Raw genomic sequence first — 25,546 nt, forward strand, 5'->3', positions numbered from 1 at the left:
GCGGCGGCAAAGAAAAGTAGGTGCCGCCCCGCACAGGGGCGACGCATGAAGCACGCTAACAATTCGCGGATGCCAGCGAAAGCAAAAGCAAACCCCGGATGCCAGCGCAAACCAAAACCAAAACCAAAACCAAAAAACCAAACCCGAACCCCATGGCCCCTGCGGCCACCCCCGCCCATGATAAAATCTCGGTCTGCCCACCGAACGGGCAGCACACCCACCACCGGCATTGCGATGGCCGATTCCGTCGATCTTTCGACGCTTGCACAGCGTCATTCCCGACGCGCCGCCGAACAGGCGCGCAAGCCACAGCATTCCAGGGTGCGACCAGACTGACATCGGGGCGCGAGCGCACATCCGCCACGCCCGACAAACGCAACGACAATTGCACAATGCGTGCGCCCCGCTGGCGCGCGCGACGGAGAAAGGTATGGCGGGTCATTCGAAATGGGCCAACATCAAGCATAAGAAAGCAGCGGCCGATGCCAAGAAAGGCAAGGTCTGGACGCGGCTCATCAAGGAAATCCAGGTCGCGGCCCGCATGGGCGGCGGCGATATCGACTCGAACCCGCGCCTGCGGCTCGCCGTCGACAAGGCGTACGACGCCAACATGCCGAAGGACAACATCAACCGCGCGATCCAGCGCGGCGTCGGCGGCGTAGATGGCGCGAACTACGAGGAAATCCGCTACGAAGGCTACGGCATCGGCGGCGCGGCCATCATCGTCGACACGATGACCGACAACCGCACCCGCACCGTCGCGGAAGTGCGCCACGCGTTCTCGAAGTTCGGCGGCAACATGGGCACGGACGGCTCGGTGTCGTTCATGTTCGATCACGTCGGCCAGTTCCTGTTCGCGCCCGGGACGCCGGAAGACAAGCTGATGGAAGCCGCCCTCGAAGCGGGCGCCGACGACGTCGTCACGAACGAAGACGGCAGCATCGAAGTAGTCTGCCCGCCGAACGACTTCCCGAAGGTCAAGTCCGCGCTCGAAGCCGCCGGCTTCAAGGCGGAAGTCGCGGAAGTGACGATGAAGCCGCAAACGGAAGTCGAATTCACGGGCGACGACGCCGTCAAGATGCAAAAGCTGCTCGACGCGCTGGAAAATCTGGACGACGTGCAAGAGGTCTACACGAACGCGGCCATCGCCGACGAGTGAGGCGGCAAGTGAGCGCGCCGCCCCGATCAGGGTTCCCATCCCGGTTCCCTTCAAAGACGGGGCAGTCGCTGCGCTCCTTCCTGCGCTCGCCGCACGGCCGTTCGGGCATTCACACGGGCGCGTCGTTCGCGGCGTATTTCTCTGCTTTTCCCGCCACATGGCCCGGCTTTGTGGCCTGTCTCACAGGCAACGCGTTCGCGTTGTGCGAAGGTAGATATCCACGGCTCGCGCCGCTGCGCGGGCCGTTCACGGTTTTTAGCATTCGGGGAATCACATGAAGTTACTCGTCGTCGGTTCCGGCGGTCGCGAGCATGCGCTCGCATGGAAGCTCGCGCAGTCGCCACGCGTGCAGCTCGTCTATGTCGCGCCTGGCAACGGCGGCACCGCGCAGGACGACCGTCTGCTCAATATCGGCATCACCGATCCGAACGCGCTCGCCGACTTCGTCGAGAAAGAGCAGATCGCGTTCACGCTGGTCGGGCCGGAGCAGCCGCTCGCGGCGGGCATCGTCAACATCTTCCGCGCGCGTGGCCTGAAAATTTTCGGCCCGACGAAGGAAGCGGCGCAGCTCGAAAGCTCGAAGGACTTCGCGAAGGCGTTCATGAAGCGCCACGCTATCCCGACAGCGGAATACGAAACCTTTTCGGACGTGGCTGCCGCGCACGCCTACATCGACGCCAAGGGCGCACCCATCGTCATCAAGGCCGACGGCCTTGCGGCCGGCAAGGGCGTGGTCGTCGCGCAAACGCTCGAAGAAGCGCATCACGCCGTCGACATGATGTTATCGGACAACAAGCTCGGCGATGCCGGCGCGCGCGTCGTGATCGAAGAGTTCCTGGCGGGCGAGGAAGCGAGCTTCATCGTGATGGTGGACGGCATGAACGTGCTGCCGCTGGCGTCGAGCCAGGACCACAAGCGGCTGCTGGACGGCGATCAGGGCCCGAACACGGGCGGCATGGGCGCCTACTCGCCCGCGCCCATCGTCACGCCGCAACTGCACGCACGCGTGATGCGCGAAATCATCCTGCCGACCGTGCGCGGCATGGAGAAGGAAGGCATCCGCTTCACCGGCTTCCTGTACGCCGGCCTGATGATCGACGCGCAAGGCAACCCGAAAACGCTCGAATTCAACTGCCGGATGGGCGACCCGGAAACGCAGCCGATCATGGCGCGCCTGAAGGGCGACTTCTCGAAGGTCGTCGAGCAGGCAATCGCGGGCACGCTGGATACGGTGGAACTGGAATGGGACCGTCGCACGGCGCTCGGCGTCGTGCTCGCCGCGCACAATTATCCGGACGCGCCGCGCAAGGGCGACTTCATCAGCGGCATTCCCGTCGAAACGGCAGACGCGGTGACGTTCCATGCGGGCACGGCGCTGGTGGACGGCAAGCTGACGACGACGGGCGGACGCGTGCTGTGCGTGGTCGGGCTGGCTGACTCGGTGCGCAGCGCGCAGTCGGTTGCGTACGAGGCGATTAACCATATTTCGTTCGACGGCATGCAGTATCGCCGCGACATCGGTTATCGGGCGGCCAACCGCAAGCACGGCCAGAGCTGACGCTTTCCGCGCGAAAGCGCTTTCCGGCGCGGCGTTCGGGCCCCCGTCCCGAACACACGACACGGCCCTTCGGGGCCAGTTGGCCGCGCCGGCGCTACACTTGGATTTGCCGGCAGAGATGCGCGGTTGCGGGCAGCGGAGCGCGCCCGGCCGCTCGCGGACGGCGGCAGCCGCGCAGACGCAAGCCGCCCACTCCCCCGCCGACATCGCAGCACGCCTTATCTGTCCCATCGAGACCCGACCGCGCCAGTGTTCCATACCTGCCGCGCCCCACACACCATGACCGATTCGATTCACGACGCCCACGATACCCAGACGGTCCGCAGCTGGATGCAAGGCCTGCAGACGCGGATCGCCGACGCGCTCGGCGCATTCGACGGCACGCCGCTCGCCACCGACAGCTGGCAGCGCGCGCCCGGTGAAAAGCTGCGTGGCGGCGGCTGCACGCGCATTCTGGAAGACGGCCAGTTCTTCGAGCGCGCGGGCATCGGCTTCTCGGATGTGCAAGGCGACGCGCTGCCCGGCTCGGCCAGCGCGCTGCGTCCACAACTGGCGGGGCGCGGATTCGAGGCGATGGGCGTGTCGCTGGTGCTGCACCCGCGCAACCCGTACTGCCCGACGGTCCACATGAACGTGCGGCTGCTCGTCGCGACGAAAGCAGGCGAAGCGCCCGTGTTCTGGTTCGGCGGCGGCATGGATCTGACGCCCTACTATGGCTTCGAAGAAGACGCGCAGCATTTTCACCGCGTCTGCCGCGATGCGCTGCAACCATACGGCGACGATCTGTACCCGCGCTTCAAGCGCTGGTGCGACGACTATTTTTTCCTGAAGCACCGCAACGAGCCGCGCGGCATCGGCGGGATTTTCTTCGACGACTACGCGGAGCCTGGCTTCGACCAGTCGTTCGCGATGGTCAAGAGCGTCGGCGACGCGTTTCTTGACGCCTATCTGCCCATCGTCGAAAAACGCCGCAACATGCCGTACGGCGAGGCCCAGCGCGACTTCCAGGCCTACCGGCGCGGCCGGTACGTCGAGTTCAACCTCGTCTTCGACCGTGGCACACTGTTCGGGCTGCAAAGCGGCGGCCGCACGGAATCGATCCTGATGTCGATGCCGCCTGTCGTAAACTGGCGCTACAACTGGCAGCCCGAACCGGGCACGCCGGAGGCGCGCCTGACCAGCGACTTTCTCGTTCCGCGCGAGTGGGTCTGACGCGACCCGTCGCGCGCTACCCGCTTTTACTGACAGGCAAAGGAACCGCAACTGAATCCGACCGCTCAATCCGTCGCACCTCAACGGGCATTGCGCCGACGCATCGGCATACTCGGCGGCACGTTCGACCCGATCCACGACGGCCACCTCGCGCTCGCGCGACGTTTCGCCGAGGCGCTCGATCTGACCGAACTCGTGCTGATGCCGGCTGGCCAGCCGTGGCAGAAGGCGGATGTATCGGCGGCCGAAGACCGGCTCGCCATGACGCGCGCGGCCGCTGCATCGTTGACGCTGCCGGGCGTGACCGTCAGCGTCGCCACGGATGAAATCGAGCACGACGGCCCCACTTATACGGTCGAAACGCTGCGGCGCTGGCGCGAGCGCGAAGGCGCGGACGCGTCGATCTCGCTTCTGATCGGCGCCGACCAGCTCGTGCGGCTCGACACGTGGCGCGACTGGCAGCGTCTGTTCGACTATGCGCATATCGCCGCCGCGACACGCCCGGGCTTCGACGTGACGGCCGTGCCGGCTCCCGTCGCGGCAGCCATCGCGCAGCGCGCGGCGCAAGCCGGCACGCTGCGGGCGACACCCGCCGGGCATTTGCTGATCGACACGTCGCTTGCGTTGGACGTGTCGGCCACCGACATCCGCGCGCATCTGCGCGCGTGGTTCGAAAACGATGCGGACGCCTCTGCAAGCGGCGCTGCCGTGCAAGTGCAGTCCGCACCAGATCATGTCCCCACTGCTGTGTGGGACTATATTGTTCAACATCATCTGTACCAACATCGGTAACCATGGATATACGCAAGCTGCAACGCGCGATCGTCGACGGACTCGAAGACGTCAAGGCGCAAGACATCAGGGTGTTCAACACCAGCCACCTCACCGAACTGTTCGACCGCGTGATCGTCGCGAGCGGCACGTCGAACCGCCAGACCAAGGCGCTTGCGTCCAGCGTGCGCGAAAAGGTCAAGGAAGCGGGCGGCGACATCATCAGCACCGAGGGCGAAGACATCGGCGAGTGGGTGCTGGTGGACTGCGGCGATGCCGTCGTGCACATCCTTCAGCCGGCCCTGCGCCAGTACTACAACCTCGAAGAGATCTGGGGCGACAAGCCGGTGCGCGTGAAGCTGTCGACGCCGAACCCGTTCGGCGGCGCCCGTCCGTCAGAGCCGTTCGACGACGAGGACGAAGAGGAAGATGCACCCGTCGCGCGTCCCGCGCGCAAGGCACCTGCCCGCCGCCGCTCGTGAGCGTGCCGCTGTCCATCAAGGGATTCGCGCTTGCCGCTGCGGGCGGTGCCGACCAGGCGCGAGGCTGACGATGAAACTGCATATCGTCGCGGTTGGCCACAAGATGCCCGACTGGATCGCCACGGGCTTCGACGAGTACGCGAAGCGCATGCCGCCCGAGCTGCGCATCGAATTGCGCGAACTCAAGCCGGAGCAGCGTTCGTCTGGCCGCTCGGCCGAAAGCGTGATGGCCGCAGAGCGCCAGAAAATCGAAGCCGCGTTGCCGAAGAACGCGCGCATCGTCGCGCTCGATGAACGCGGCAAGGACTGGACCACGATGCAGCTCGCCAACGCCCTGCCCTCGTGGCAACAGGATGGGCGCGATGTCGCGTTTCTGATCGGCGGTGCAGACGGGCTCGACCCCGAACTGAAGGCGCGCGCGGACATGCTGCTGCGTCTGTCGAGCCTGACGCTGCCGCACGCGATGGTCCGTGTGCTGCTTGCCGAACAACTGTATCGCGCGTGGACCATCACGCAGAATCATCCGTATCATCGGGCCTGAACTCCGGGTCTGAACACACCTTCATCTTCCCGCTGTCCCTCGCCCTGCACAACCTGGCCGAATGGCCAGGTTGAACCGTCTGCGTCATCTGTTACGCTCAACGCTTTCGTTGGCTTGCGCCTTTGCCGAGCCGCGTCTCCCGTTTCTTTAAAGCCGATCCATGTCCAATCAGTCCGCTGTCTTTCCGTTCGTCTATCTCGCGTCGCAAAGCCCGCGCCGCCAGGAGTTGCTCACGCAATTGGGCGTGCGTTTCGAACTGCTGCTGCCGCGCCCCGACGAAGACGCGGAAGCGCTCGAAGCCGAGTTGCCCGGCGAGCGCGCGCACGACTACGTGATGCGCGTGTGCGTCGCGAAGGCGCATGCGGCGCGCGCGCGGCTGGTCGCGGGCGGCCACGCGAATGCGCCCATCCTCGTTGCCGACACAACCGTCACGATCGACGACGCGATTCTCGGCAAGCCGATCGATGCCGACGACGCCGTCGCCATGCTCACTCGGCTCGCGGGCCGCGATCATGAAGTGCTGACATCCGTGGCCGTCGTCGATGCAGACGGCGAACTGCTCGCGCCCGCGCTATCGGTATCGCGCGTGCGCTTTGCTGCAGTGCAAAGCGATGCGCTGCGCCGTTACGCAGCAAGCGGCGAGCCGCTCGGCAAGGCGGGCGCATATGGCATTCAGGGGCGCGCGGCGGAGTTTATCGAGCATATCGACGGGTCCTATTCAGGTATCATGGGTTTGCCATTGTTTGAAACCGCTGCCCTTCTACGTGCGGCGCGCATCGACTTCTAAAACAACACCATGAACGAAGAAATCCTGATTAACGTTACGCCACAGGAGACGCGCGTAGCGTTGGTCCAGCAGGGCGCAGTGCAGGAGCTTCACGTCGAGCGCACGCTGTCACGCGGGCGCGTCGGCAATGTCTATCTCGGCAAGGTGGTGCGGGTGCTGCCGGGCATGCAGTCCGCGTTTATCGATATCGGTCTGGAACGCGCCGCGTTTCTACATGTTGCCGATATCTGGCATCCGCGGCTCGCGGGCGACACGCAACAGCAGGTGCCGCATCAGCCCATCGAGAAGATCGTCTTCGAAGGGCAAACGCTGATGGTCCAGGTCGTCAAGGACCCGATCGGCACGAAAGGCGCGCGGCTGTCCACGCAGGTGAGCATCGCCGGGCGCACGCTCGTCTATCTGCCGCAGGAACCGCATATCGGCATTTCGCAAAAGATCGAAAGCGAAGCCGAGCGCGAAGCTGTGCGTGCGCGTCTGACATCGGTGTTGCCCGTCGACGAGAAAGGCGGCTACATCGTACGCACCATCGCCGAAGACTCGTCGAGCGAAGAGCTTGCCGCTGACGTCGCCTATCTGCGCAAGACATGGGCAACGATACTCTCGCAAGGGCAGCGCATGCCGCCCACGAGCCTGCTCTATCAGGACCTGAATCTCGCGCAGCGCGTGCTGCGCGACTTCGTCAATGACGAGACCACGCGCATTCAGGTGGATTCGCGCGAGACGTATCAGATGCTCGCGGAGTTCGCGGCCGAGTTCACGCCTGCGGTGTCGTCGAAGCTCCATCACTACACGGGCGAGCGTCCGCTCTTCGATCTGTACAACATCGAGACGGAAATCCAGCGCGCGTTGTCGAGGCGTGTCGATCTGAAGTCGGGCGGCTATCTGGTGATCGACCAGACGGAAGCGATGACGACCATAGATGTCAACACGGGCGGCTACGTCGGCGCGCGCAATTTCGACGACACGATCTTCAAGACCAATCTCGAAGCGGCGCATACCATCGCGCGTCAGTTGCGGCTGCGCAATCTGGGCGGCGTGATCATCATCGACTTCATCGATATGGAAAACGTCGAGCATCGCGATCAGGTGCTCAACGAACTCAAGAAGGCACTTTCACGCGACCGCACCCGCGTGACGGTGAACGGGTTCTCGCAGCTCGGGCTCGTCGAGATGACGCGAAAGCGTACGCGTGAGTCGCTTGCGCATGTATTGTGCGAGCCTTGCCCTGTTTGCCAGGGCAAGGGGCAGGTGAAGACGGCGCGTACCGTGTGCTATGACGTGCTGCGGGAAATTCTGCGTGAGTCCCGCCAGTTCAATCCGCGCGAGTTTCGCGTGGTCGCGTCGCAGCAGGTGATCGATCTGTTTCTCGAAGAAGAATCCCAGCATCTGGCCATGCTGATTGATTTCATCGGCAAGCCGGTTTCATTGCAGGTCGAGTCGAATCTGAGTCAGGAGCAGTACGACATCGTGCTGATGTGATTCGCCACCTCTTCCGCGCACCTCTGATGGCACGCCGATTGCTGTCAGAGGATCACACCGCACGCGGGAGGCGACATGCGCTCCGAACAATACGAATACAACGACGACCAGACAGCTCTACCTAACCCTTGCTACGACGGGCTTTACCGCCCGGCGTCTCACGAGAAAAGCACGTTACCGAAGCGCTCGGCGGGGGGCCTGCTGACCTTCGGCCTTGCGTGGCTTTTCGGGCTCGAAGCGCTGCTTTCCGACGACGAAAACTGACTCATCAATGCATCCCGCATCGCGAAGCGATACGAAATTTCAATCACTTCCGAGTAGAGGTTACAGAGATTGATCGGGCGTGACGTCGGGCCATCCGCCGTCCGCCCTGTTCCGGCAAATCAGCTAGACTTTCGATATGCAGTTGCAATAGACGGAGGCAGCCATGGCTGAATCAATGGTTGGCATCGTGGTCGGCATCGTCGTGCTGGCGGTCATAGCGACGCTGCTGTCGCATCAATTGCGGCGCGAGCATCACCTTCATCACATCCGCGACGCAATGTCGGGCCGTTACGACGGGCATCGATGGTGGGAGCGCCTGCGCCACCGGCACTGAATCCCGGCACTGAATCCCTTTTCACCTCGTCTCGAATCGCGCCGCGCGCCGCGGCGCACGACACACGGCAAGCGTCGACGTCGCCCATCATCGTCAGGCCGCCGACGGCGCCGTCCGCACGGAGGCAATCATGCCCGACGAAGCCGCAACCCTGAACTGGCAAAAAGTCGACTATGAAGGCTTCGAGATTCACGTCGCGCCGTCACTGAAAGACGGCAGCGAACGCTACACGTACATCGGCTACGTGTGCCATCCTGGCGCCGACCCGAAAGCGCCCGGCCACACGGTGACATTTCACGCGGATGGAGAAGAATCGTTTAAGACACTCGACGACGCGACCTATGAAGCCGTGCACGTCGGCAAGAGCATTATTGAAGGCACGCATCCGGATCTGTCGGTGCTGTCGCTGGTGACGAGCGGCGTCTGAGCCGGGTCGAATCAGTCTTACCTGCCGAGGCGCTCTTCCGTCTGCGAAGGCGTGCCTCGACGACAACTCAAGAAAATGCCGATGAGGAAGATAAACAGATTCCCTTCGGTAAAGTTGAGCAACAGCGAGTTCGCAAAGCAGCCGATCGTAAAAGCGAATAGATAAGCGAACACGATCGTGCGCGCCGGCTCGCGCAATTCGATCGCGGTCCGACCGATCTGCACGAGCAGAAACACGAATAGCGCAATGCCGACCGCGCCCAACTGAACGCCCATCAGCAGAAATTCATTGTGCGGATTGCCTGCCGTGGCCGCGGCGGCACCCGTGTTGTTGCGCGCGTATGCGTCGAACTCGTCCTGCACCGTGCCCACGCCGTGGCCGATGATCGGGCGCTCAGCCAGTAATTCAAGGCTGCGCCGGTAGAACACGATGCGTACGCCCATCGACGTGTTCTTGTTGGACGTTTCGTATGCGCTGATTTCGTCGTTCGTTTCCGCGAGCCGCGAACCGTGCGAATGCAGCGCCGCGTACACGAGACTGCCCGCAATGGCCACCAGCACGGCGCCGCTCCCCCACCGGACCCACGGCTTCACGCCGCGTAGCGAGGTGAAGTACGTCACGACGTAAATCAGGATGAAAAGAATCGCGATGATCTGGCCCGTGCGCCCCTGCATCATCAGCAGCACGTTGACGATGGCCAGCAGCGCGACGACGTAGAGCGCCACCTTCGCGGCCCGCGCGCGCGACTGCTTCGCGAAGCTCAGCGCCAGGTAAAACAGCAGCGCCATCATGATGCCCGCGGCGATATGGTCCTTGAAGACCCACGCCCTGCGGATCGGATCGGTATTCGAGTGCCACGAGCCAATGGACGTCCAGCCGAAGTAATTCGAGCATGACAGCAGCAGCAAAAGCGTCAGCGCGCTAAAAAGCGCCCACTTCGCGACCGTCGTCCACGCGGTCGTGCGGCAATCGCGGAACGTCAGGATCAGCAGCGGCAAATAGATCAGCTTGCGGTACTTCATCAGGAAGTCCAGCGCGTGCACGCGGTCCGCCGTCGTCCATGCAAGGCTCAGCGTCAGCGCGGCAGCGAGCAGCAGCGCCGCGACGCACACACGGTCGGTGAACAGCGAGCGCCAGTTGCGCCACACTTCGGGCGACAGCAGCGCGCACACCGCAAACAGTGTCGCCGCGATATTGACGCCGGCCGTCGACAACGGCACGGCAAACAGCGCGATGAGCGCGAAACTTCGCGCAAGGATCAGGGGATACGAATCTCTTGTAGCGTGTTGCATGTATGCTTCAACTCTCATTGACGAAATGCGCTCGCGTAGCCTCGGACCAAGGGCTCGCTGCGTCGATGGCCCGGTTTCTTCAGCCGGTGCCTTTAGTTGATCTTGTTGATCCTGCTGATCCTGCCTGTTTCTACCTGTTCTACCCGCTTCTGCCTGCGTCCGTGCCCCGTCGACGGGTCACGCCATCGCCATCATCTCATGGCCGCCATGCGATTTGGTTTCACGCCCGCGCGCCACGCAAGCGGCCGTAAGGCGCGGAAGGTCATCGCGTGGCGCCGCGCAGATAGAACGCGCTGCGGGCATCGAGCGCCGCTGGGGAATACAGTTCCTCGACGGTCCGGCGCGCGGCAGCACCGATCTTCGCGCGCAACGCCGGCTGCGCAACGAGTTCGGCAAGTATCGCCAGCGCTTCTTCGGATGTATCGAACAGATACCCGTTCTCGCCATGCCGCACAACATCGGCGTAGCCGCCGTGCCGGTGGCACACGACGGGCAAACCGCACGCCATCGCCTCGAGCACCACACGGCCGAACGTCTCGACGTGCTCGCCCGTGCGGTAGTAGAAGATATCGAGCTCGTGCAGAAAGTCCGGCGCGGCCATCGCGCCCTCGGGCAACAGACGGATCGCGTCGTCTTGCGGCAATGCCGCCGCCAGCGTCGTCGCGCCTTGCAGCAGCAGCTTGCAGCCGCGCTCAGCAAGGGTCCTGTACACGGCGATGTCGTCGGGATGATGCTTGTCAGCCGTATCTCGGCTCAGACGGCCGATTACCGGTTGCGCGCGAGTGTCACGCACGCGTGGCGCAAAGCGGCCGATATCGATCGGCGACGGCTGGATCTCGCCCTTCACGCCCAACAGCCGGGACTGAAACGCGGAAATCAGCACGAATTCGGTCGCGGGCCAGCGCAACAGCGGCGGCGGCGTCGACGTCAGCGCGAGCAGCTTCGGATGAAACGTATTGAACACGTACACGAGCCGCTCGGGGCGGGCCGCGAAATACGGCCACGCCCGGTTGCGCCAATGGGCACCGACGAACACATACGTGCCGCCGCGCGGCACGCTGCCCTTGAGCGGCGCGAGCCGGCGGATCGGAAAGGCCGCCGACAGTTCCTCGGACGTCCGCGACGACGTGCTCCAGAGCTGCACGTCGCCCCTGCCGTGCAGCAGCTCGTACAGGCGCAGTGCCTCCTGCTCGCTGCCGCCGTTCGGATTGTGAAAGCCGTTGAAGATGTGAATCATGCCAACTGTCTGAGTGGTCGCCGGCTGCATCGCACGCATCGCAGCGGCGGGCGCGCCCGCGTGCGGCACAGGGCCGCGCGGGCGTTCTATCGTGAGGTCACACGGTCGTCACGCCGCATGCTGCTGGAACTGGATGCGATGCAGATGCGCGTACAGTCCGTTCTGCGCGAGCAGTTCGCGATGGCTGCCTCGCTCGACGATGCGTCCCGCGTCGAGCACGAGGATGCGGTCCGCGCGCTCGATGGTCGACAGCCGGTGCGCGATCACGAGCGTCGTGCGGCCCTTCATCAGCGTTTCGAGCGCGGCCTGCACGTGGCGCTCGGATTCGGAATCGAGCGCAGACGTGGCTTCGTCGAGAATCAGGATGGGCGCGTCCTTGTACACCGCGCGTGCGATCGCGAGACGCTGGCGCTGGCCGCCCGACAGCATCATGCCGTTGTCGCCGATCAGCGTCTCGATGCCGTTCGGCATCGCCGCCACCGTGTCCCACAGATTGGCCGCATGCAAGGCCGCCTTCACGCGTTCGGCGTCGGCCGTCTGCCCGTAGGCGACGTTGTTCGCGATCGTATCGTTGAACAGCACGACGTCCTGGCTCACCATCGCGATCTGGCTGCGCAATTCATGAATGTCGTACTCCGGCAACGCGACGCCGTCGACCAGCACCTGCCCGCCGCTCGGATCGAAGAAGCGCGGCAGCAGGTTCACGAGCGTCGTCTTGCCGCTGCCCGATGGGCCGGCCAGCGCGACCATTTCACCGGGCGCGACCTTGAACGACACGCTATCGAGCGTCTGCCGCTGCATCGGTCCGCTCGCGCCGTACCTGAACGACACGTCGCGGAATTCGACCTCGCCCGTCGAACGCTCTAGTTTGCGCCCGCCGCCCGGCGGCTCCGACGGCTCGTCGATCAGTCCGAAGATCAGTTCGGCCGCCGTCATCCCGCGTTGCAACGGCTGATTCACGTCCATCAGATGCTTGAGCGGGGAGATGATCAGCAACATCGACGTGACGAACGCGACAAAGCCACCGACTGTAGTCTGGTCGTGCGACGACTGCACGACGGCAATCGTGATCACGACCGCGAGCGCGATCGATGCCAGAAACTGCGTCAGCGGCTGCGCGAGGCCGCCCGATACCGTCATGCGCATCGAATAGCCGCGCAGCTGCTTGCTCATTTCCGTGAAACGGTCGATCTCGTACCGCTCGCCGTTGTGCACCTTGACGACCTTGTAGCCGCCTACCGTCTCCTCGACGATATAGGACAACTCGTTGGTCAGCGTCTGATGCTCGCGGTTCAGGCGACGCAGCCGGCGGTTGATCTTGCCGACCAGCCAGCCGATGCCCGGCAGCAGCACCGCGACGATCAGCGTCAGGCGCCAGTTCAGGTAGAACAGGTAACCGAGCAGGAACACGACCGTCAGCGAATCGCGCACGAGCGTCACCATCACGCCGATCAGCACGTTCAGGATCTGGTTGACCTCGAAGACGATTGCGTTGATGACCGTGCTGGCCGTCTCGCGCTGAAAGAACGAAACACTGCTGTGTATCATCCGGTTGAACATGGTCAGCCGCAGATCCAGCAGGATGCGGTTCGACACGTAGGACAGCAGATAGCCCGACGCGTACTGCGTGACGCCGCGCAACAGCGCGAGGCCGATGATGGCGAGCGGCACGAACCATTTCGCGCTGTCGCTGCTGTGCGCGCCGAAGCCGTGGTCGAGCAGCGGCTTGAGCAGTGCGGGAATCCCCGCCTCGGTGGCGGCGACGACGCCCATCGTGAGGATGGCGGCGACAACGGTCCAGATGAGCGGCTTCACATACGGCCACAGCCGGCGCAGGACGACGACAGTCGACGTTGCTTCACGGGAGCCGATGGGCTTGCTTAACGTTGGCTTGGCGCTCAAGACTTCCTCTGAGAATGCGGGCGCGCTTCACGGCACCCGTAGGCCGCCCCTGGGGCGGATTGCGAATGCGACATTGTAAACCGTTCGGCATGCCATCCCGACGCGGCTAAATGATTGGAAATCCACGCGTTTGCAGATTTTCACGGCGCGGTGCGGGCGAAACGGGCTGAGGCGCCCGTTCGCCACGGGCCGGCGCCAGGCGCGGGCCGCCATCCCGCTGTGCGCCGCTGTGTATATACTTGCGCAACTTTCGTTGGGCGACGGTACCCCGGCAGCAGGCGGGGCGGACCGTGCGCCGTCTCTCCCGGCATCCATTCGCATGACACAACCCACACTCGGCGTCGCGCTCATCACGAAGAACGCCGCGCTCCGCCTCGACGAATGCCTGCGCGCCGTCGCATTCGCCGACGAGATCGTCGTCGTCGACAGCGGCAGCACCGACCGCACCGTCGAGATCGCCCGCGCACACGGCGCGCGCGTGCTGACACACACCGACTGGCCCGGCTTCGGCCCGCAGAAGAACCGCGCGCTGGATGCGCTCGGCACGGCCTGGGTGCTGTCGATCGACGCCGACGAGATCGTCACGCCGGAACTGGCCGTGTCGATTGCCGGCGTGCTCGCCGCGCCCGCCGCCGATGTCTATGCAGTCGACCGCCTGTCCGCCTTCTGCGGACATTGGGTGCGCCACGGCGGCTGGTATCCCGACTGGATTCCGCGCCTCTTCAAACGCGGCGCCGCGCGCTTCTCCGACGACCTCGTGCACGAGCGGCTCGTGTTCGATTCGCCCGCAAAGCGGCTGGAAGGCAAGCTGATGCACCACTCGTACGAAGACTTCGAGGCGGTGCTGCGCAAGCTCGACGCGTATTCGACGGCGGGCGCGCAACAGCGGCATGCGGCAGGTCAACGCGGCAGCTTCGGCAAGGCCGTCGCACGAGGCGCCTGGGCGTTCGTGCGAACCTATTTCTTGCGGCGTGGATTTCTCGACGGCCGGGCGGGTTTCATGATCGCGATGTTCAATGCGGAAACCGTGTATTACCGGTTTCTGAAGCTTGCGCAACTCGGCCGCGAGGGCGCTTCCGGTCGTTGAGCGCGGACGGTCCGGTTAATCGGATTCGATTCATCGACAACCATCAACACCCGCCGCCCGGCACCGGCATCAATACACGATCTCGATCGCGCTGCCCGAAAACTCGCTGCGCAATGCGGCGAGCAGTTCGTCCGTCGGCCTTACGCGCCATGCATCGCCAAGCCGCACTTCGCCTTCCGCGTTGTCGCTGCGATAGACGATCTGCACGGCAAGGCCGTTCGGCATCGGCGCGGATTGCCGCTGCCCGCGCCCGCCCGAATCGCCGTTGCCGCCGAAGCCGCCACGCCCGCCGCCTCGCGCAGCGGCCGGCGGCGCAGCGACTTCCGCGTCTTCCGGCTTCGCGCGATAGGCTTCGAGCACGGAGCGCAGCACGAGCGCATTCGCGTTGCCGTTCATCTGCACCTTCACTGCTTGCGCGTAACGCGTGCGAGCGCGGCCGAGGTCCATCGGCGTATCGACGGTAAAGCGGATGCCGCCCGTGAACGCGTCATTGCGCGCCTGGCCTTGGACGACGAGCAGTTCGTCTTCCTTGAACAACTGCTTGTGCGCCTCGAATTGCTCGTTGAAGACGGTCACTTCGCACTGGCCCGTGCCGTCGTCGAGCAGTGCAATCAGCATCTTGCCGCGCTGGGTCATCTGCGTACGCAGCGACACGATCACGCCCGCCACCAGCTTGTCACGCCCTTCCTTCAATTCGCCGATCTTCTGACGCACGAAGCGGCGCACTTCGTCCTTGTAGGCATCGAACAGATGGCCCGACAGGTAGAAGCCGAGCGCCGTCTTCTCTTCCTGCAAGCGGCGCTTTTCCGGCCACGCGGGTTCGTCGATCAGTTCATGGCCCTGCGACGGTGCGTCGCCCATATCGAACAGGCCCGCCTGCATCGCGTTGGCGCTCGCCTGATCCGCGGCTTCCATGGCGAGCGACACCGACGCGATCAGTTGGGCGCGGTTCTCGTGCAAGGAATCGAACGCGCCTGCGCGAATCAGCGCTTCGATCGTGCGGCGATTGACGATGCGGCGATCGATCCGGTTGCAGAAATCGAACAGATCGACGAACAAGCCTTCCTCGCGCGCGCGCAGGATTTCTTCAATCGCGTTCTGGCCGCTGCCCTTGATCGCGCCGAGACCGTAGCGGATCGTGCGCGAACGCTTGCCGTCGGCTTCCGCGACAGGCTCGAAGCGGTACGCGGACATGTTGATGTCCGGCGGCAGCACGGCCATCTTGTTCGCGATGCAGTCTTCGAACAGGATCTTGACCTTGTCCGTGTCGTCCATCGCGAGCGACATATTGGCCGCCATGAATTCGGCGGGATGATGCGCCTTGAGCCACGCGGTGTGGTACGCGAGCAGCGCATACGCAGCCGCGTGCGACTTGTTGAAGCCGTAGCCCGCGAACTTCTCCATCAGGTCGAAGGTCTCGTCGGCCTTCTCGCGTGTCAGGCCGTTCTTCGCCGCGCCCTCGGCGAAGATCTCGCGGTGCTTCGCCATTTCCTCGGGCTTCTTCTTGCCCATCGCGCGACGCAGCAGGTCGGCGCCACCCAGCGAATAGCCGCCGATGATCTGCGCCATCTGCATCACCTGCTCCTGGTAGACCATGATGCCGTAGGTCTCTTTCAGAACAGGCTCGACGCGCGGGTCTGGATATTCGACCGTTTCGCGGCCATGCTTACGCGCACAGAAGCTCGGAATCAGGTCCATCGGGCCCGGACGGTACAACGCGACGAGCGCGATGATGTCCTCGAAGCGGTCGGGCTGCGCGTCCTTCAGCATGCCTTGCATGCCGCGGCTTTCCAGCTGGAACACGGCGACCGTGTTCGCTTTCTTGAGGATCGAGAACGACGCCGGGTCGTCGAGCGGCACCTGCGCGAGCGACCAGTTCTCCTTCGACGGATCGAGACGGCGAATATAGCGCTCGGCCCAGTCGAGAATGGTCAGCGTGGTCAGGCCCAAAAAGTCGAACTTCACGAGGCCGACGGCTTCGACGTCGTCCTTGTCATACTGGCTCACGACGCCGCTTTCATCGCCCTGCGTATAGAGCGGACAGAAATCCGTCAGCTTGCCGGGCGCGATCAGCACGCCGCCCGCGTGCATGCCGACGTTACGCGTCAGGCCTTCCACGCGCTGCGCGAGTTCGAGCAGCTGATGCACTTCGTCTTCGTTGTCGAAGCGCTCCTGCAAGAGCGGCTCTTCCTTCATCGCGTCGGCGATGGTGACGTGCTTGCCGGGCTTGAACGGAATCAGCTTCGCGACCCCGTCCGTGAACATGTAGCCGAGATCGAGCACGCGGCCGATATCGCGCACGGCCGCCTTCGCGGCCATCGTGCCGAAGGTGGCGATCTGCGACACGGCGTCCGCGCCGTACTTCTCCTTCACGTACTGGATCACACGATCGCGGCCGTGCTGGCAGAAGTCGATGTCGAAGTCGGGCATCGACACCCGCTCCGGATTCAGAAAACGCTCGAACAGCAGGTTGTAGCGCAGCGGATCGAGGTCGGTAATGCCGAGCGCGTAGGCGACCAGCGAGCCCGCGCCCGAGCCCCGGCCGGGCCCCACGGGCACGCCGTTGTTCTTCGCCCAGTTGATGAAGTCCGCGACGATCAGGAAGTAGCCGGGAAAGCCCATCTTGATGATCGTGCCGCATTCGAAGTCGAGCCGCGCGTAATACGTTTCGCGCTGCGCGTCGCGTTTATCCTGTTCCGGGAACAGTTGCTCCAGACGCTTTTCCAGCCCTTCTTTCGACAGTTGCACCAGGTAGTCGTCGAGCGACATGCCGTCCGGCGTCGGGAACAGCGGCAGCTTCGGCTTGCCGAGTTCGAGCGTCAGATTGCAGCGCTTCGCGATTTCGATGGTGTTGGCCACCGCCGATGGAATGTCGGCGAACATCTCCACCATCTCAGCCTGCGTGCGGAAATACTGGTCTGTCGTGAAGCGCTTCTGGCGACGCGGATTCGCGAGCATGTCGCCTTCCGAAATACACACGCGCGCCTCGTGCGCGGTGAAGTCGTCGGGCGTCATGAACTGCAGCGGATGCGTGGCGACCACGGGCAGCTTCAGCGACGCCGCGAGCGCGACCGCCTGCTGCACATACGCCTGCGCACCGGGCTGGCCGCCGCGCTGCAGTTCGATATAGAAACCGTTCGGAAAGATCGCCGCCCAGCGCTGTGCGTTGCGCCTCGCGGCTTCCTCGTTGCCCGCCGCGAGCGCCATGCCGACGTCGCCATGCTGCGCACCCGACAGCGCGAGCAGCCCTTCGGCGAGCCCGCCTTCGAGCCACGCGGTGTCCACTTCCGCGCGCCCACGATACTGGTTCGTCAGCCACGCCTTCGACAGCAGTTCGCAAAGATTCAGATAGCCGGTCTTGTTCTTGACCAGCAACAGAAGCCGCGAAGGCTTGTCGCGGTCGTCGGGATTCGTGATCCAGACGTCGCAGCCGGCAATGGGTTTGACCCCTTTGCCACGGGCTTCCTGGTAGAAACGGACGAGGCCGAATGCATTGCCGAGATCGGTGAGCGCGAGCGCGCCCTGACCGTCTTTGGCAGCGGAAGCGACGACGTCGTCGATACGCACGATGCCATCGGCAATCGAGAATTCGGAGTGAACGCGGAGATGGACGAAGCGGGGATCTGACATGGGCGACATTGTAACCCCGCCCTCCTGAAATTTTTCGGCCAAAGCGCGTCCGAACGCCCCCGTTGGCCACCCGGCCAGGCGGGCTCGCGCGCCGGCCTTTGTCAATGGCCGTGAGCGCTTGCGCGGGTCGGCCGTGCGGCTATTTCGACGCAGGTCAATATGCCGTCCGGCGGATTGCGGGCCGACTGCCAGGATGAGGGATAATACGCGTTCGAATCCATTTTTCTGCCGTACGCGTGCTGCGCCCGCCCTTGATGCGCGCGCCGCGCATGGCGCTTTGTCGCTGGACCAGCATGAATATCCTGAATCTTTCGTCCTACCAGTTCGTGACGCTCGACAAAACCGTCGAATGGCGGCCGCTCGTCACCGCGCGCTGCAACGAACTCGGCCTGCGCGGCACCATCCTGCTCGCGCCGGAGGGCATCAACCTGTTTATCGCCGGTAACATTCCGCAAGTACGCGAATTCATCGACTACGTTCGCCACGACCCGCTGTTCGAAGGCAAGTTCGCCGAACTGCAATTCAAGGAAAGCCTGTCCGAGAAGCAGCCGTTTCGCCGTATGCTCGTCAAGCTCAAGCGCGAAATCATCACGATGAAAAAACCGGCTATCCAGCCGGAACTGGGCCGCGCGCCGGCCGTCGACGCCCGCACGCTGAAGGCATGGCTCGACCGCGGCCACGACGACGCGGGGCGCCCCGTCGTGATGCTCGACACGCGTAACGCATTTGAAGTCGATGTCGGCACGTTCGATAACGCGCTCGACTATCGGATCACGAAATTCAGCGAGTTCCCTGAAGTGATCGAGCAGCACCGCGCGGACCTCGAAGGCAAGACGGTCGTGTCGTTCTGCACGGGCGGCATCCGCTGCGAGAAGGCGGCCATCCACATGAAGGAAGTCGGCATCGACAACGTCTATCAGCTCGAAGGCGGCATCCTGAAGTATTTCGAGGAAGTGGGCGGCGCGCACTACAACGGCGAATGTTTCGTGTTCGACTATCGCACCGCGCTCGACCCGAACCTTCAGCCGACGGCGACCACCCAATGCTTCGGCTGCCGCGCCGTCGTCACGCCGGAAGACCAGAAGTCGCCGTTCTACGTGCCGGGCAAGACCTGCGCATCCTGCCATCCGGAAGCGCAGCGGCAGGTCGGTGCGGCGCAAGCGGCGTAATCGCGGCGCGCGCATCGCGTCATCGTTACTCGCATGAACCCGTTGCGCATAGGCGGCGCCGCTGCCGCTCGCCATACCCTCGCATGACGACCGTTACCGAAGCACCCTATCGCGGCCGTTTCGCGCCGTCGCCGACAGGCCCGCTGCACTTCGGCTCGCTGGTCAGCGCGCTGGCAAGCTGGCTCGACGCCCGCGCGCATCGCGGCGCGTGGCTCGTGCGCGTCGAGGACATCGACGGCCCGCGCACCGTTCCCGGCGCGGCGGAAGATATCCTCGATACCCTCGCCCGCTTCGGCATGGTGGCCGACGAGCCGCCCGTCTGGCAAAGCCGGCGCATGCCGCTCTACCAGCACGCGTTCGAGCGCCTGCAAGCCACGGGGCTCGTCTATCCGTGCGGCTGCACACGCAAGGAAATCGCCGATTCGCTCGTACGCGCGCACGCGCGGCATACGACCCTCGCCTATCCAGGCACCTGCCGCAACGGCCTGAACGGCAAGCCCGCGCGTGCATGGCGCCTGCGGGTGCCGGACGGCGACGCCGCCATCGTGACCTTCGACGACGGCTGGCAAGGCCGGCAAACCCAGAATCTCGCCACCGAAGTCGGCGATTTCGTCCTGCGCCGCGCGGACGATCAATGGGCCTATCAACTGGCCGTGGTGGTCGACGACGCGGATCAACGCATCACGCACATCGTCCGCGGCGCGGACCTGCTCGACTCGACCGCGCGGCAGATCTACCTGCAACAGTGTCTGGGCGTGCCGACGCCCTCTTATCTCCATGTCCCCGTCGTGACGAATGCCGACGGCGAAAAACTCAGCAAGCAGACGGGCGCATTGCCGCTGAGCGCCACCGACCCGCTCGTCGCGTTGACCGACGCAGCGCTGCATCTCGGCCTGAAGCTGACACAAACAGCGAAGTCGCTGGATTCGTTCTACGCGGAAGCGATCGCCGCCTGGTCGGAGCGCGTCAAACGCTGACGCCTTCCCAGCACTGGCCACAAAAAAGAAACGGCGCCCGCAAGGGCGCCGTTTCCGTTTGAGATCATCGCTATTCGCGCAAGCACGCGAACAGCGGCACGACGTCAGTTCGAGGGCGTCGTCTTGCGCGGCATGCCGAAGCCACCCAGCAGCGCGGCGAGCGGCTGCTTCGACGCAGGCTTCTGCGGCGCAGCGGGCGCTTCGTCGCGCTTCGCGGCAGCCGAGACCGCCGAAGGCGACGGCTCATACGGCTTCAGAAAGAAATCGTCGACAGGTTGCTGACGATGGTGCGTCCCGTGCGCCGGACGCTCGTGCGCGCCCGTCGTACGGCGGCGGCTGCCGCGATCGTCGCGTTCGCGTCGCGCGCCGCGCTCGTCGTGATGATGACGCACAGGCGTATCGACGGTCAGGCGCTGCACGTCGAGCGGCCGCTTGATCAGCTTCTCGATGTCGGCAAGCTGCTTGCGCTCGTTCGGGCTGAACAGCGACAGCGCGTCGCCCGATGCGCCCGCACGGCCCGTCCGGCCGATCCGGTGCACGTAGTCTTCTGCGTTGAACGGCAGATCGAAGTTGATCACGGCGGGCAACTCGGCAATATCGAGACCGCGCGCCGCCACGTCCGTTGCAACCAGCGCCTCGATCTCGCCGCGCTTGAACGCGTCGAGCGCCTGCATCCGTTCGCTCTGCGTGCGGTCGCCGTGAATCGCGGTGGCAATCACGCCGTCGCGCTCCAGCTGACGCGCGAGACGGCTCGCGCCGATCTTGCTGTTGCAGAACACGATCACCTGCTTGAGGCCGCGATCGCGGATCAGTTTCACGACGGCGCCCGTCTTGTCGCCCTCGGCCACTTCGTAGACGATCTGCGTAACGTTGGTCGCCGTCGAGTTGCTGCGCGCCACTTCGATCGTCTGCGGATTTCGCAGATACGTGGCCGCCAGCTTCTTGATTTCCGGCGAGAACGTCGCCGAGAACAGCAGCGTCTGACGTTCGGCGGGAAGCAGGTTCAGGATGCGCTGCAAGTCGGGCAGAAAGCCCATGTCGAGCATCCGGTCGGCTTCGTCGAGCACGAGAATCTGCACCTGGCCGAGATTGGCTGTCTTCTGCTGCACGTGATCGAGCAGCCGTCCCGGCGTCGCGATCAGGATTTCGACGCCGCGCCGCAGTTCCGCGGACTGCGGATTCATGTCGACGCCGCCGAACACGACGGCGCTGCGCAGCGACGTGTGTTTGGCGTACGCCTGCACGTTGGCGGCGACCTGGTCGGCGAGTTCGCGCGTCGGCGTGAGGATCAGCGCGCGGACCGGGTGGCGGGCCGGCGAGGCGCTCGTGCTGGCGAGCGGCAACAGACGCTGGATGATCGGCAGCGAGAAACCGGCCGTCTTGCCCGTCCCGGTCTGCGCGGCGCCCATCACGTCCCGGCCGCCCAGTACGACTGGGATCGCCTCGGCCTGGATCGGCGTCGGCGTCGTGTAGCCCTGTTCCGCGATGGCTTTGAGAATGTCGGCATGCAGGCCGAACTGGTCGAAGGTCGCGTTGGTAGGCGTGGTTGCTGTGTCGGACATGGTGGCTTTCGCTAAAAATGCGCCTGCGCTTTGCCGCTTGCGCGTTGCCAAAGGCGGCCGCGGGGGCGTCCGCTCAGATTGTTTCTGCAGCTTCTTCTGCAGCGGCCGCGGCCGCGGAGGGCATCAGGACATCAGGATGAAGGCGGAGCCACGGCGTTCCGCACAAGGCCCGAACTCGCGCCGCAAACGTCGGCGGGTGTCGGCAAGCATGCGGCCGGCTCCGGCCGGCGGAAACATCCGCCGGAAAGGGCGGTATTGTAGCACTTCGGCACTAATACCCATGGCGCGTGCGCGGAGTTTCTGCTTGTCGCGCCCGCGCCGTCATGAATACGGCATGTTTCAAGCAGGGACGGACCACGGCCGACGCGGGCAGCGTAGACGGGCAACGAGTCAATCTGGTGACAGCGCGCCGACCTGCGCCCGACGCCGCCCGGCTCACGTTGGCCCGTTTACCACGTTTCACGCATGACCATCAGCCGCAGCTCCGTCATGTCCTCGATCGCGTAGCGGATGCCCTCGCGCCCAAGCCCCGAGTCTTTCACGCCGCCATACGGCATATTGTCGACGCGGAACGACGGCACATCGTTGATGACCACGCCGCCCACTTCGAGTTCATCCCAGGCCTGATGCGCGTGCGCGAGCGAATCCGTGAAAATGCCCGCCTGCAGGCCGAAGTCGCTGTCGTTGACGGTCGCGAGCGCCGTTTTGAAGTCGTCGAACTTTTCGAGGATCGCCACCGGCCCGAACGCTTCCTTGCGATACAGATCGGTGTCGCGCCCGACGTTTTCCAGCAACGTCGCCTCGAACATCGCGCCGTCCACCTTGCCGCCCGCGACGATCTGCGCGCCCGCCTTCACCGCGCTTTCCATCCAGCCCGCGAGGCGCCGCGACTCCGACTCCGAAATCATCGGCCCGACGAAAGTCTTTTCGTCCTTCGGATCGCCCATCTTCAGCGACTTCGTCTTCGCGATCAGCTTTTCGCGCAGCGCGTCGTACAGCGACGCATGCGCGAGAATCCGCTGCACGCCGATGCAGCTTTGCCCCGACTGGTAGAACGCGCCAAACGCGAGCCGGTCCACCACGTAATCGAGCTTGTCGCGCTGGTCGCCATCGACGATCGCGGCGGCGTTGCCGCCCAGCTCCAGAATCACCTTCTTCTTGCCGGCCTTCGCCTTGAGTTCCCAGCCGACGGCGGGCGAGCCGGTAAACGAGAGCAGCTTGAAGCGTTCATCGGTGGTGAAGAGATCGGCGCCGTCGCGATGGGCGGGCAGGACCGAAAACGCGCCTTTCGGCAGGTCGGTTTCCGCCAGCACTTCGCCGATGATCAGCGCGCCGATGGGCGTGCGGCTCGCAGGCTTGAGCACGAACGGCACGCCCGCCGCCAGCGCGGGCGCGACCTTGTGCGCGGCCAGATTCAACGGGAAATTGAATGGCGAGATGAACGAGCACGGCCCGATCGGCACCCGCTTCACATAAGCGTGATAGCCCTTGGCGCGCGGCGAGATTTCCAGATTGACGATTTCGCCGTCGATGCGCACCGACTCTTCCGCCGCGACCTTGAACGTATCGATCAGCCGCGTGACCTCGCCGCGCGAATCGTTGATCGGCTTGCCCGCTTCGATGCATAGCGCCATCGCCATCTCGTCGAAGCGCTCGCGAAAGCGTTTCACGCAATGTTCGAGCACGGCCTGACGCTTGAACGGCGGGAACGCGCGCATCGCGGGCATCGAGTCGGCGGCGAGACCGATCGCCCGGTCGATGGCCTGCGCGTCGGCGAGCGCCACGCGCGTCGCCACTTCGCCGCTGAACTTGTCGGTGACTTCGAGATCGGTGTTCGCGGCGACCGCGACGTTGGCGAGGTAGTACGGGTAGCTCTTCTGCAACATGACTCGTTCTCCTTGATTGCAATCGGCTTGCGCAGCGAACACGGGCAGCAAGGACCATTCCGCAGCGGCCGCGCCGCGCGCCGACGAAGACGGCGCAATGCTCAAAGCTGCGCCGAAAGCCGCTTGATCTCGCGGTTGAGCACGCGCTCGTTATCGGAGTAATCGATCGGCACGTCGATCACATGCACACCCGGCGTCGCGAAGCATTCACGCACGAGCGGCGCGAGTTCCGCCGCCGACGCGACGCGATGCCCCTGCGCGCCATAGCTCTTCGCGTAATCGACGAAGTCGGGGTTGCTCAGCGTCATTCCGTAGTCCGGAAAGTTCATGTTCTCCTGCTTCCAGCGGATCATGCCGAACGCGTCGTCGCGCACGATCAGCACGACAAGATCGAGCTTCATCCGCACGGCCGTCTCCAGTTCCTGCGAGTTCATCATGAAGCCGCCGTCGCCGCACACGGCCATCACCTTGCGCTCGGGATGAACGATCTTGGTCGCGATCGCCGACGGCAGCCCCGCGCCCATCGACGCGAGCGCGTTGTCGAGCAGCAGCGAGTTCGGCTCGTGCGCACGGTAATAGCGCGCGAACCAGATCTTGTACATGCCATTGTCGAGACAGATGATGCCGTCGACGGGCATCGTCTCGTACACGTCATGGACGACGCGCACCGGGTACATCGGAAAGCGGTCGTCGTGCTGGCCCTTCGCAAGATGCGCTTCGAAATGCTCCTTGATCTCCTTGAAACGCGCGAAATCCCAATGCTCGCCCTTGCCTTGCAGCGCTTCTTTCAACTGCCAGACAGCGTTGGCGATATCGCCGACCACTTCGATCTGCGGGAAGTAGACGGTGTCCACTTCCGCGCCGAGAAAGTTGACGTGGATCACGGTCCTCTCGCCCGCGTCGGCGCCGCGCATGAAGAACGGCGGCTTTTCGATCACGTCGTGACCGACGTTGATGATGCAGTCGGCGTGATCGATCGCGCGGTGCACGAAGTCGCCGTCCGACAGCGTCGCGTTGCCGAGCCACAGCGGATGCGATTCGTCGATCACGCCCTTGCCCATTTGCGTCGTGAAGAACGGGATGCCGATCTGGTCGACGAATTCGCGCAGCATCTTGCGCGTGGTCTTGCGGTTGCCGCCCGCGCCGATCATCAGCAGCGGATGCTTCGCCTCGACGATCGCCTTCACCGCGTGCGCAACCGCCTTTTCCTCGGCAACGGGACGCCGGCTGTAGCTCTTTGGAATCGGTTTGCCGTCGCCCTCTTCATGCGCGACGTCTTCGGGCAGTTCGAGATGGGTCGCGCCGGGCCGCTCTTCCTCGGCCTGACGGAACGCCTCGCGAACCGACGCGGGAATGTTGGCAACCGACACGATCTGCCGCGTGTACTTGGTGAGGGGCTCCATCATCCGCACCACGTCGACGATCTGGAAATGGCCCTGCTTGCTCGATTTGATCGGCTTCTGGCCGGTGACCATCAGCATCGGCATGGCGCCGAGCTGCGCATATGCGGCGGCCGTCACGAAGTTGGTCGCGCCGGGCCCGAGGGTCGCGAGACACACGCCCGTGCGCCCCGTCAGACGGCCGTAGGTCGCGGCCATGAAGCCCGCTGCCTGTTCATGGCGGGTCAGCACGAGCTTGATTCTGGAGCGGCGCAGCGATTCGAGGAGATCGAGATTTTCTTCGCCGGGAATGCCGAACACGTACTCGACGCCTTCAGCCTCCAGCGATTTGACGAACAGATCCGATGCTTTCATGGGGAGTCTCGCTTGACGAACGAACGCAGACCGGGC

The 25,546-nt window shown here is 64.3% G+C and carries 22 protein-coding genes; 14 read left to right on the top strand and 8 right to left on the bottom strand.

What is annotated here, in order from left to right:
• On the bottom strand, nt 1-393 hold a 393-nt coding region (locus tag KFO72_RS42465), incomplete at its 3' end, for a hypothetical protein (RefSeq protein WP_412101769.1).
• Nucleotides 394-430: 37 nt separating this feature from the next.
• Here KFO72_RS42465 and KFO72_RS09685 point away from each other — a divergent pair.
• The 11 genes from KFO72_RS09685 to KFO72_RS09735 all read left to right on the top strand — a co-directional run bounded on the left by KFO72_RS09685 (nt 431) and on the right by KFO72_RS09735 (nt 9,014).
• On the top strand, nt 431-1,159 hold the full coding sequence (locus tag KFO72_RS09685) for a YebC/PmpR family DNA-binding transcriptional regulator (RefSeq protein WP_036003723.1): 729 nt from the start codon (nt 431-433) through the stop codon (nt 1,157-1,159).
• A gap of 274 nt (nt 1,160-1,433) precedes the next feature.
• Nucleotides 1,434-2,717, top strand: a complete 1,284-nt coding sequence (gene purD, locus KFO72_RS09690) for a phosphoribosylamine--glycine ligase (RefSeq protein ID WP_054930016.1) — start codon at nt 1,434-1,436, stop codon at nt 2,715-2,717.
• Nucleotides 2,718-2,996: 279 nt separating this feature from the next.
• Complete coding sequence (hemF, locus tag KFO72_RS09695; RefSeq protein ID WP_054930015.1) at nt 2,997-3,929, top strand: oxygen-dependent coproporphyrinogen oxidase; 933 nt, start codon at nt 2,997-2,999, stop codon at nt 3,927-3,929.
• 51 nt (nt 3,930-3,980) lie between these two features.
• A complete protein-coding gene (locus KFO72_RS09700) occupies nt 3,981-4,721 on the top strand; it encodes a nicotinate-nucleotide adenylyltransferase (protein ID WP_082670328.1) in 741 nt (246 codons plus the stop codon).
• Nucleotides 4,722-4,723: 2 nt separating this feature from the next.
• Nucleotides 4,724-5,182: a ribosome silencing factor gene (gene rsfS, locus KFO72_RS09705; protein ID WP_054930013.1), complete on the top strand. Its 459-nt coding sequence runs from the start codon at nt 4,724-4,726 to the stop codon at nt 5,180-5,182.
• A 70-nt stretch (nt 5,183-5,252) separates the two neighbouring features.
• A complete protein-coding gene (gene rlmH, locus KFO72_RS09710; protein ID WP_007583432.1) occupies nt 5,253-5,723 on the top strand; it encodes a 23S rRNA (pseudouridine(1915)-N(3))-methyltransferase RlmH in 471 nt (156 codons plus the stop codon).
• A 160-nt stretch (nt 5,724-5,883) separates the two neighbouring features.
• Nucleotides 5,884-6,510 (top strand): Maf family protein, encoded by a 627-nt coding sequence (locus tag KFO72_RS09715; protein WP_036003708.1) that lies wholly within the window; start codon nt 5,884-5,886, stop codon nt 6,508-6,510.
• Nucleotides 6,511-6,519: 9 nt separating this feature from the next.
• Nucleotides 6,520-7,989, top strand: coding sequence for a ribonuclease G (rng, locus tag KFO72_RS09720; protein ID WP_054930010.1), 1,470 nt, complete (start codon nt 6,520-6,522; stop codon nt 7,987-7,989).
• 75 nt (nt 7,990-8,064) lie between these two features.
• Nucleotides 8,065-8,253, top strand: a complete 189-nt coding sequence (locus tag KFO72_RS09725) for a hypothetical protein (protein WP_225031964.1) — start codon at nt 8,065-8,067, stop codon at nt 8,251-8,253.
• A gap of 163 nt (nt 8,254-8,416) precedes the next feature.
• Nucleotides 8,417-8,587: a hypothetical protein gene (locus KFO72_RS09730; protein WP_167352343.1), complete on the top strand. Its 171-nt coding sequence runs from the start codon at nt 8,417-8,419 to the stop codon at nt 8,585-8,587.
• A gap of 130 nt (nt 8,588-8,717) precedes the next feature.
• Complete coding sequence (locus tag KFO72_RS09735; protein WP_054930008.1) at nt 8,718-9,014, top strand: hypothetical protein; 297 nt, start codon at nt 8,718-8,720, stop codon at nt 9,012-9,014.
• A 17-nt stretch (nt 9,015-9,031) separates the two neighbouring features.
• Here the strand turns inward: KFO72_RS09735 and KFO72_RS09740 are convergent, their stop codons facing one another.
• The 3 genes from KFO72_RS09740 to msbA all read right to left on the bottom strand — a co-directional run bounded on the left by KFO72_RS09740 (nt 9,032) and on the right by msbA (nt 13,445).
• Nucleotides 9,032-10,306: an O-antigen ligase family protein gene (locus KFO72_RS09740; RefSeq protein ID WP_054930007.1), complete on the bottom strand. Its 1,275-nt coding sequence runs from the start codon at nt 10,304-10,306 to the stop codon at nt 9,032-9,034.
• A 262-nt stretch (nt 10,307-10,568) separates the two neighbouring features.
• On the bottom strand, nt 10,569-11,543 hold the full coding sequence (locus KFO72_RS09745) for a glycosyltransferase family 4 protein (RefSeq protein ID WP_224100311.1): 975 nt from the start codon (nt 11,541-11,543) through the stop codon (nt 10,569-10,571).
• Nucleotides 11,544-11,651: 108 nt separating this feature from the next.
• Nucleotides 11,652-13,445, bottom strand: a complete 1,794-nt coding sequence (gene msbA / locus KFO72_RS09750) for a lipid A export permease/ATP-binding protein MsbA (RefSeq protein ID WP_060600155.1) — start codon at nt 13,443-13,445, stop codon at nt 11,652-11,654.
• 319 nt (nt 13,446-13,764) lie between these two features.
• On the opposite strand from msbA, the gene KFO72_RS09755 reads away from it, so the two are divergent.
• Nucleotides 13,765-14,532: a glycosyltransferase family 2 protein gene (locus tag KFO72_RS09755; protein WP_054930005.1), complete on the top strand. Its 768-nt coding sequence runs from the start codon at nt 13,765-13,767 to the stop codon at nt 14,530-14,532.
• Between the two features lie 69 nt (nt 14,533-14,601).
• Here KFO72_RS09755 and dnaE read toward each other — a convergent pair whose 3' ends face one another.
• A complete protein-coding gene (gene dnaE / locus KFO72_RS09760) occupies nt 14,602-18,171 on the bottom strand; it encodes a DNA polymerase III subunit alpha (RefSeq protein WP_225031965.1) in 3,570 nt (1,189 codons plus the stop codon).
• A gap of 284 nt (nt 18,172-18,455) precedes the next feature.
• Between dnaE and KFO72_RS09765 the strand changes: the two genes are divergently transcribed.
• Nucleotides 18,456-19,331 carry a sulfurtransferase gene (locus KFO72_RS09765; protein WP_225031966.1) on the top strand — a complete coding sequence of 292 codons (876 nt, stop codon included), beginning with the start codon at nt 18,456-18,458 and terminating at the stop codon, nt 19,329-19,331.
• Nucleotides 19,332-19,414: 83 nt separating this feature from the next.
• Nucleotides 19,415-20,308, top strand: coding sequence for a tRNA glutamyl-Q(34) synthetase GluQRS (gluQRS, locus tag KFO72_RS09770; RefSeq protein WP_225031967.1), 894 nt, complete (start codon nt 19,415-19,417; stop codon nt 20,306-20,308).
• A 104-nt stretch (nt 20,309-20,412) separates the two neighbouring features.
• Here the strand turns inward: gluQRS and KFO72_RS09775 are convergent, their stop codons facing one another.
• The 3 genes from KFO72_RS09775 to KFO72_RS09785 form a co-directional block, all read right to left on the bottom strand.
• Nucleotides 20,413-21,870, bottom strand: coding sequence for a DEAD/DEAH box helicase (locus KFO72_RS09775; RefSeq protein WP_060600149.1), 1,458 nt, complete (start codon nt 21,868-21,870; stop codon nt 20,413-20,415).
• 449 nt (nt 21,871-22,319) lie between these two features.
• Nucleotides 22,320-23,756: an aldehyde dehydrogenase family protein gene (locus KFO72_RS09780; RefSeq protein WP_054930038.1), complete on the bottom strand. Its 1,437-nt coding sequence runs from the start codon at nt 23,754-23,756 to the stop codon at nt 22,320-22,322.
• 101 nt (nt 23,757-23,857) lie between these two features.
• Nucleotides 23,858-25,510, bottom strand: coding sequence for an acetolactate synthase large subunit (locus tag KFO72_RS09785; RefSeq protein ID WP_054930001.1), 1,653 nt, complete (start codon nt 25,508-25,510; stop codon nt 23,858-23,860).
• Between the last annotated feature and the right edge of the window lie 36 nt (nt 25,511-25,546).

Origin of the sequence: Paraburkholderia sp. XV (assembly GCF_020177535.1) — a bacterium.
GTDB lineage: Bacteria > Pseudomonadota > Gammaproteobacteria > Burkholderiales > Burkholderiaceae > Paraburkholderia > Paraburkholderia caribensis.

Bases quoted from the DNA above. Each gene is read 5' to 3' on its own strand.
- KFO72_RS09685 (WP_036003723.1), top strand. From the start codon at position 431: ATGGCGGGTCATTCGAAATGGGCCAACATCAAGCATAAGAAAGCAGCG.
- purD (WP_054930016.1), top strand. From the start codon at position 1,434: ATGAAGTTACTCGTCGTCGGTTCCGGCGGTCGCGAGCATGCGCTCGCA.
- hemF (WP_054930015.1), top strand. From the start codon at position 2,997: ATGACCGATTCGATTCACGACGCCCACGATACCCAGACGGTCCGCAGC.
- rsfS (WP_054930013.1), top strand. From the start codon at position 4,724: ATGGATATACGCAAGCTGCAACGCGCGATCGTCGACGGACTCGAAGAC.
- rlmH (WP_007583432.1), top strand. From the start codon at position 5,253: ATGAAACTGCATATCGTCGCGGTTGGCCACAAGATGCCCGACTGGATC.
- KFO72_RS09715 (WP_036003708.1), top strand. From the start codon at position 5,884: ATGTCCAATCAGTCCGCTGTCTTTCCGTTCGTCTATCTCGCGTCGCAA.
- rng (WP_054930010.1), top strand. From the start codon at position 6,520: ATGAACGAAGAAATCCTGATTAACGTTACGCCACAGGAGACGCGCGTA.
- KFO72_RS09725 (WP_225031964.1), top strand. From the start codon at position 8,065: ATGCGCTCCGAACAATACGAATACAACGACGACCAGACAGCTCTACCT.
- KFO72_RS09730 (WP_167352343.1), top strand. From the start codon at position 8,417: ATGGCTGAATCAATGGTTGGCATCGTGGTCGGCATCGTCGTGCTGGCG.
- KFO72_RS09735 (WP_054930008.1), top strand. From the start codon at position 8,718: ATGCCCGACGAAGCCGCAACCCTGAACTGGCAAAAAGTCGACTATGAA.
- KFO72_RS09740 (WP_054930007.1), bottom strand. From the start codon at position 10,306: ATGCAACACGCTACAAGAGATTCGTATCCCCTGATCCTTGCGCGAAGT.
- KFO72_RS09745 (WP_224100311.1), bottom strand. From the start codon at position 11,543: ATGATTCACATCTTCAACGGCTTTCACAATCCGAACGGCGGCAGCGAG.
- KFO72_RS09755 (WP_054930005.1), top strand. From the start codon at position 13,765: ATGACACAACCCACACTCGGCGTCGCGCTCATCACGAAGAACGCCGCG.
- dnaE (WP_225031965.1), bottom strand. From the start codon at position 18,171: ATGTCGCCCATGTCAGATCCCCGCTTCGTCCATCTCCGCGTTCACTCC.
- KFO72_RS09765 (WP_225031966.1), top strand. From the start codon at position 18,456: ATGAATATCCTGAATCTTTCGTCCTACCAGTTCGTGACGCTCGACAAA.
- gluQRS (WP_225031967.1), top strand. From the start codon at position 19,415: ATGACGACCGTTACCGAAGCACCCTATCGCGGCCGTTTCGCGCCGTCG.
- KFO72_RS09775 (WP_060600149.1), bottom strand. From the start codon at position 21,870: ATGTCCGACACAGCAACCACGCCTACCAACGCGACCTTCGACCAGTTC.
- KFO72_RS09780 (WP_054930038.1), bottom strand. From the start codon at position 23,756: ATGTTGCAGAAGAGCTACCCGTACTACCTCGCCAACGTCGCGGTCGCC.
- KFO72_RS09785 (WP_054930001.1), bottom strand. From the start codon at position 25,510: ATGAAAGCATCGGATCTGTTCGTCAAATCGCTGGAGGCTGAAGGCGTC.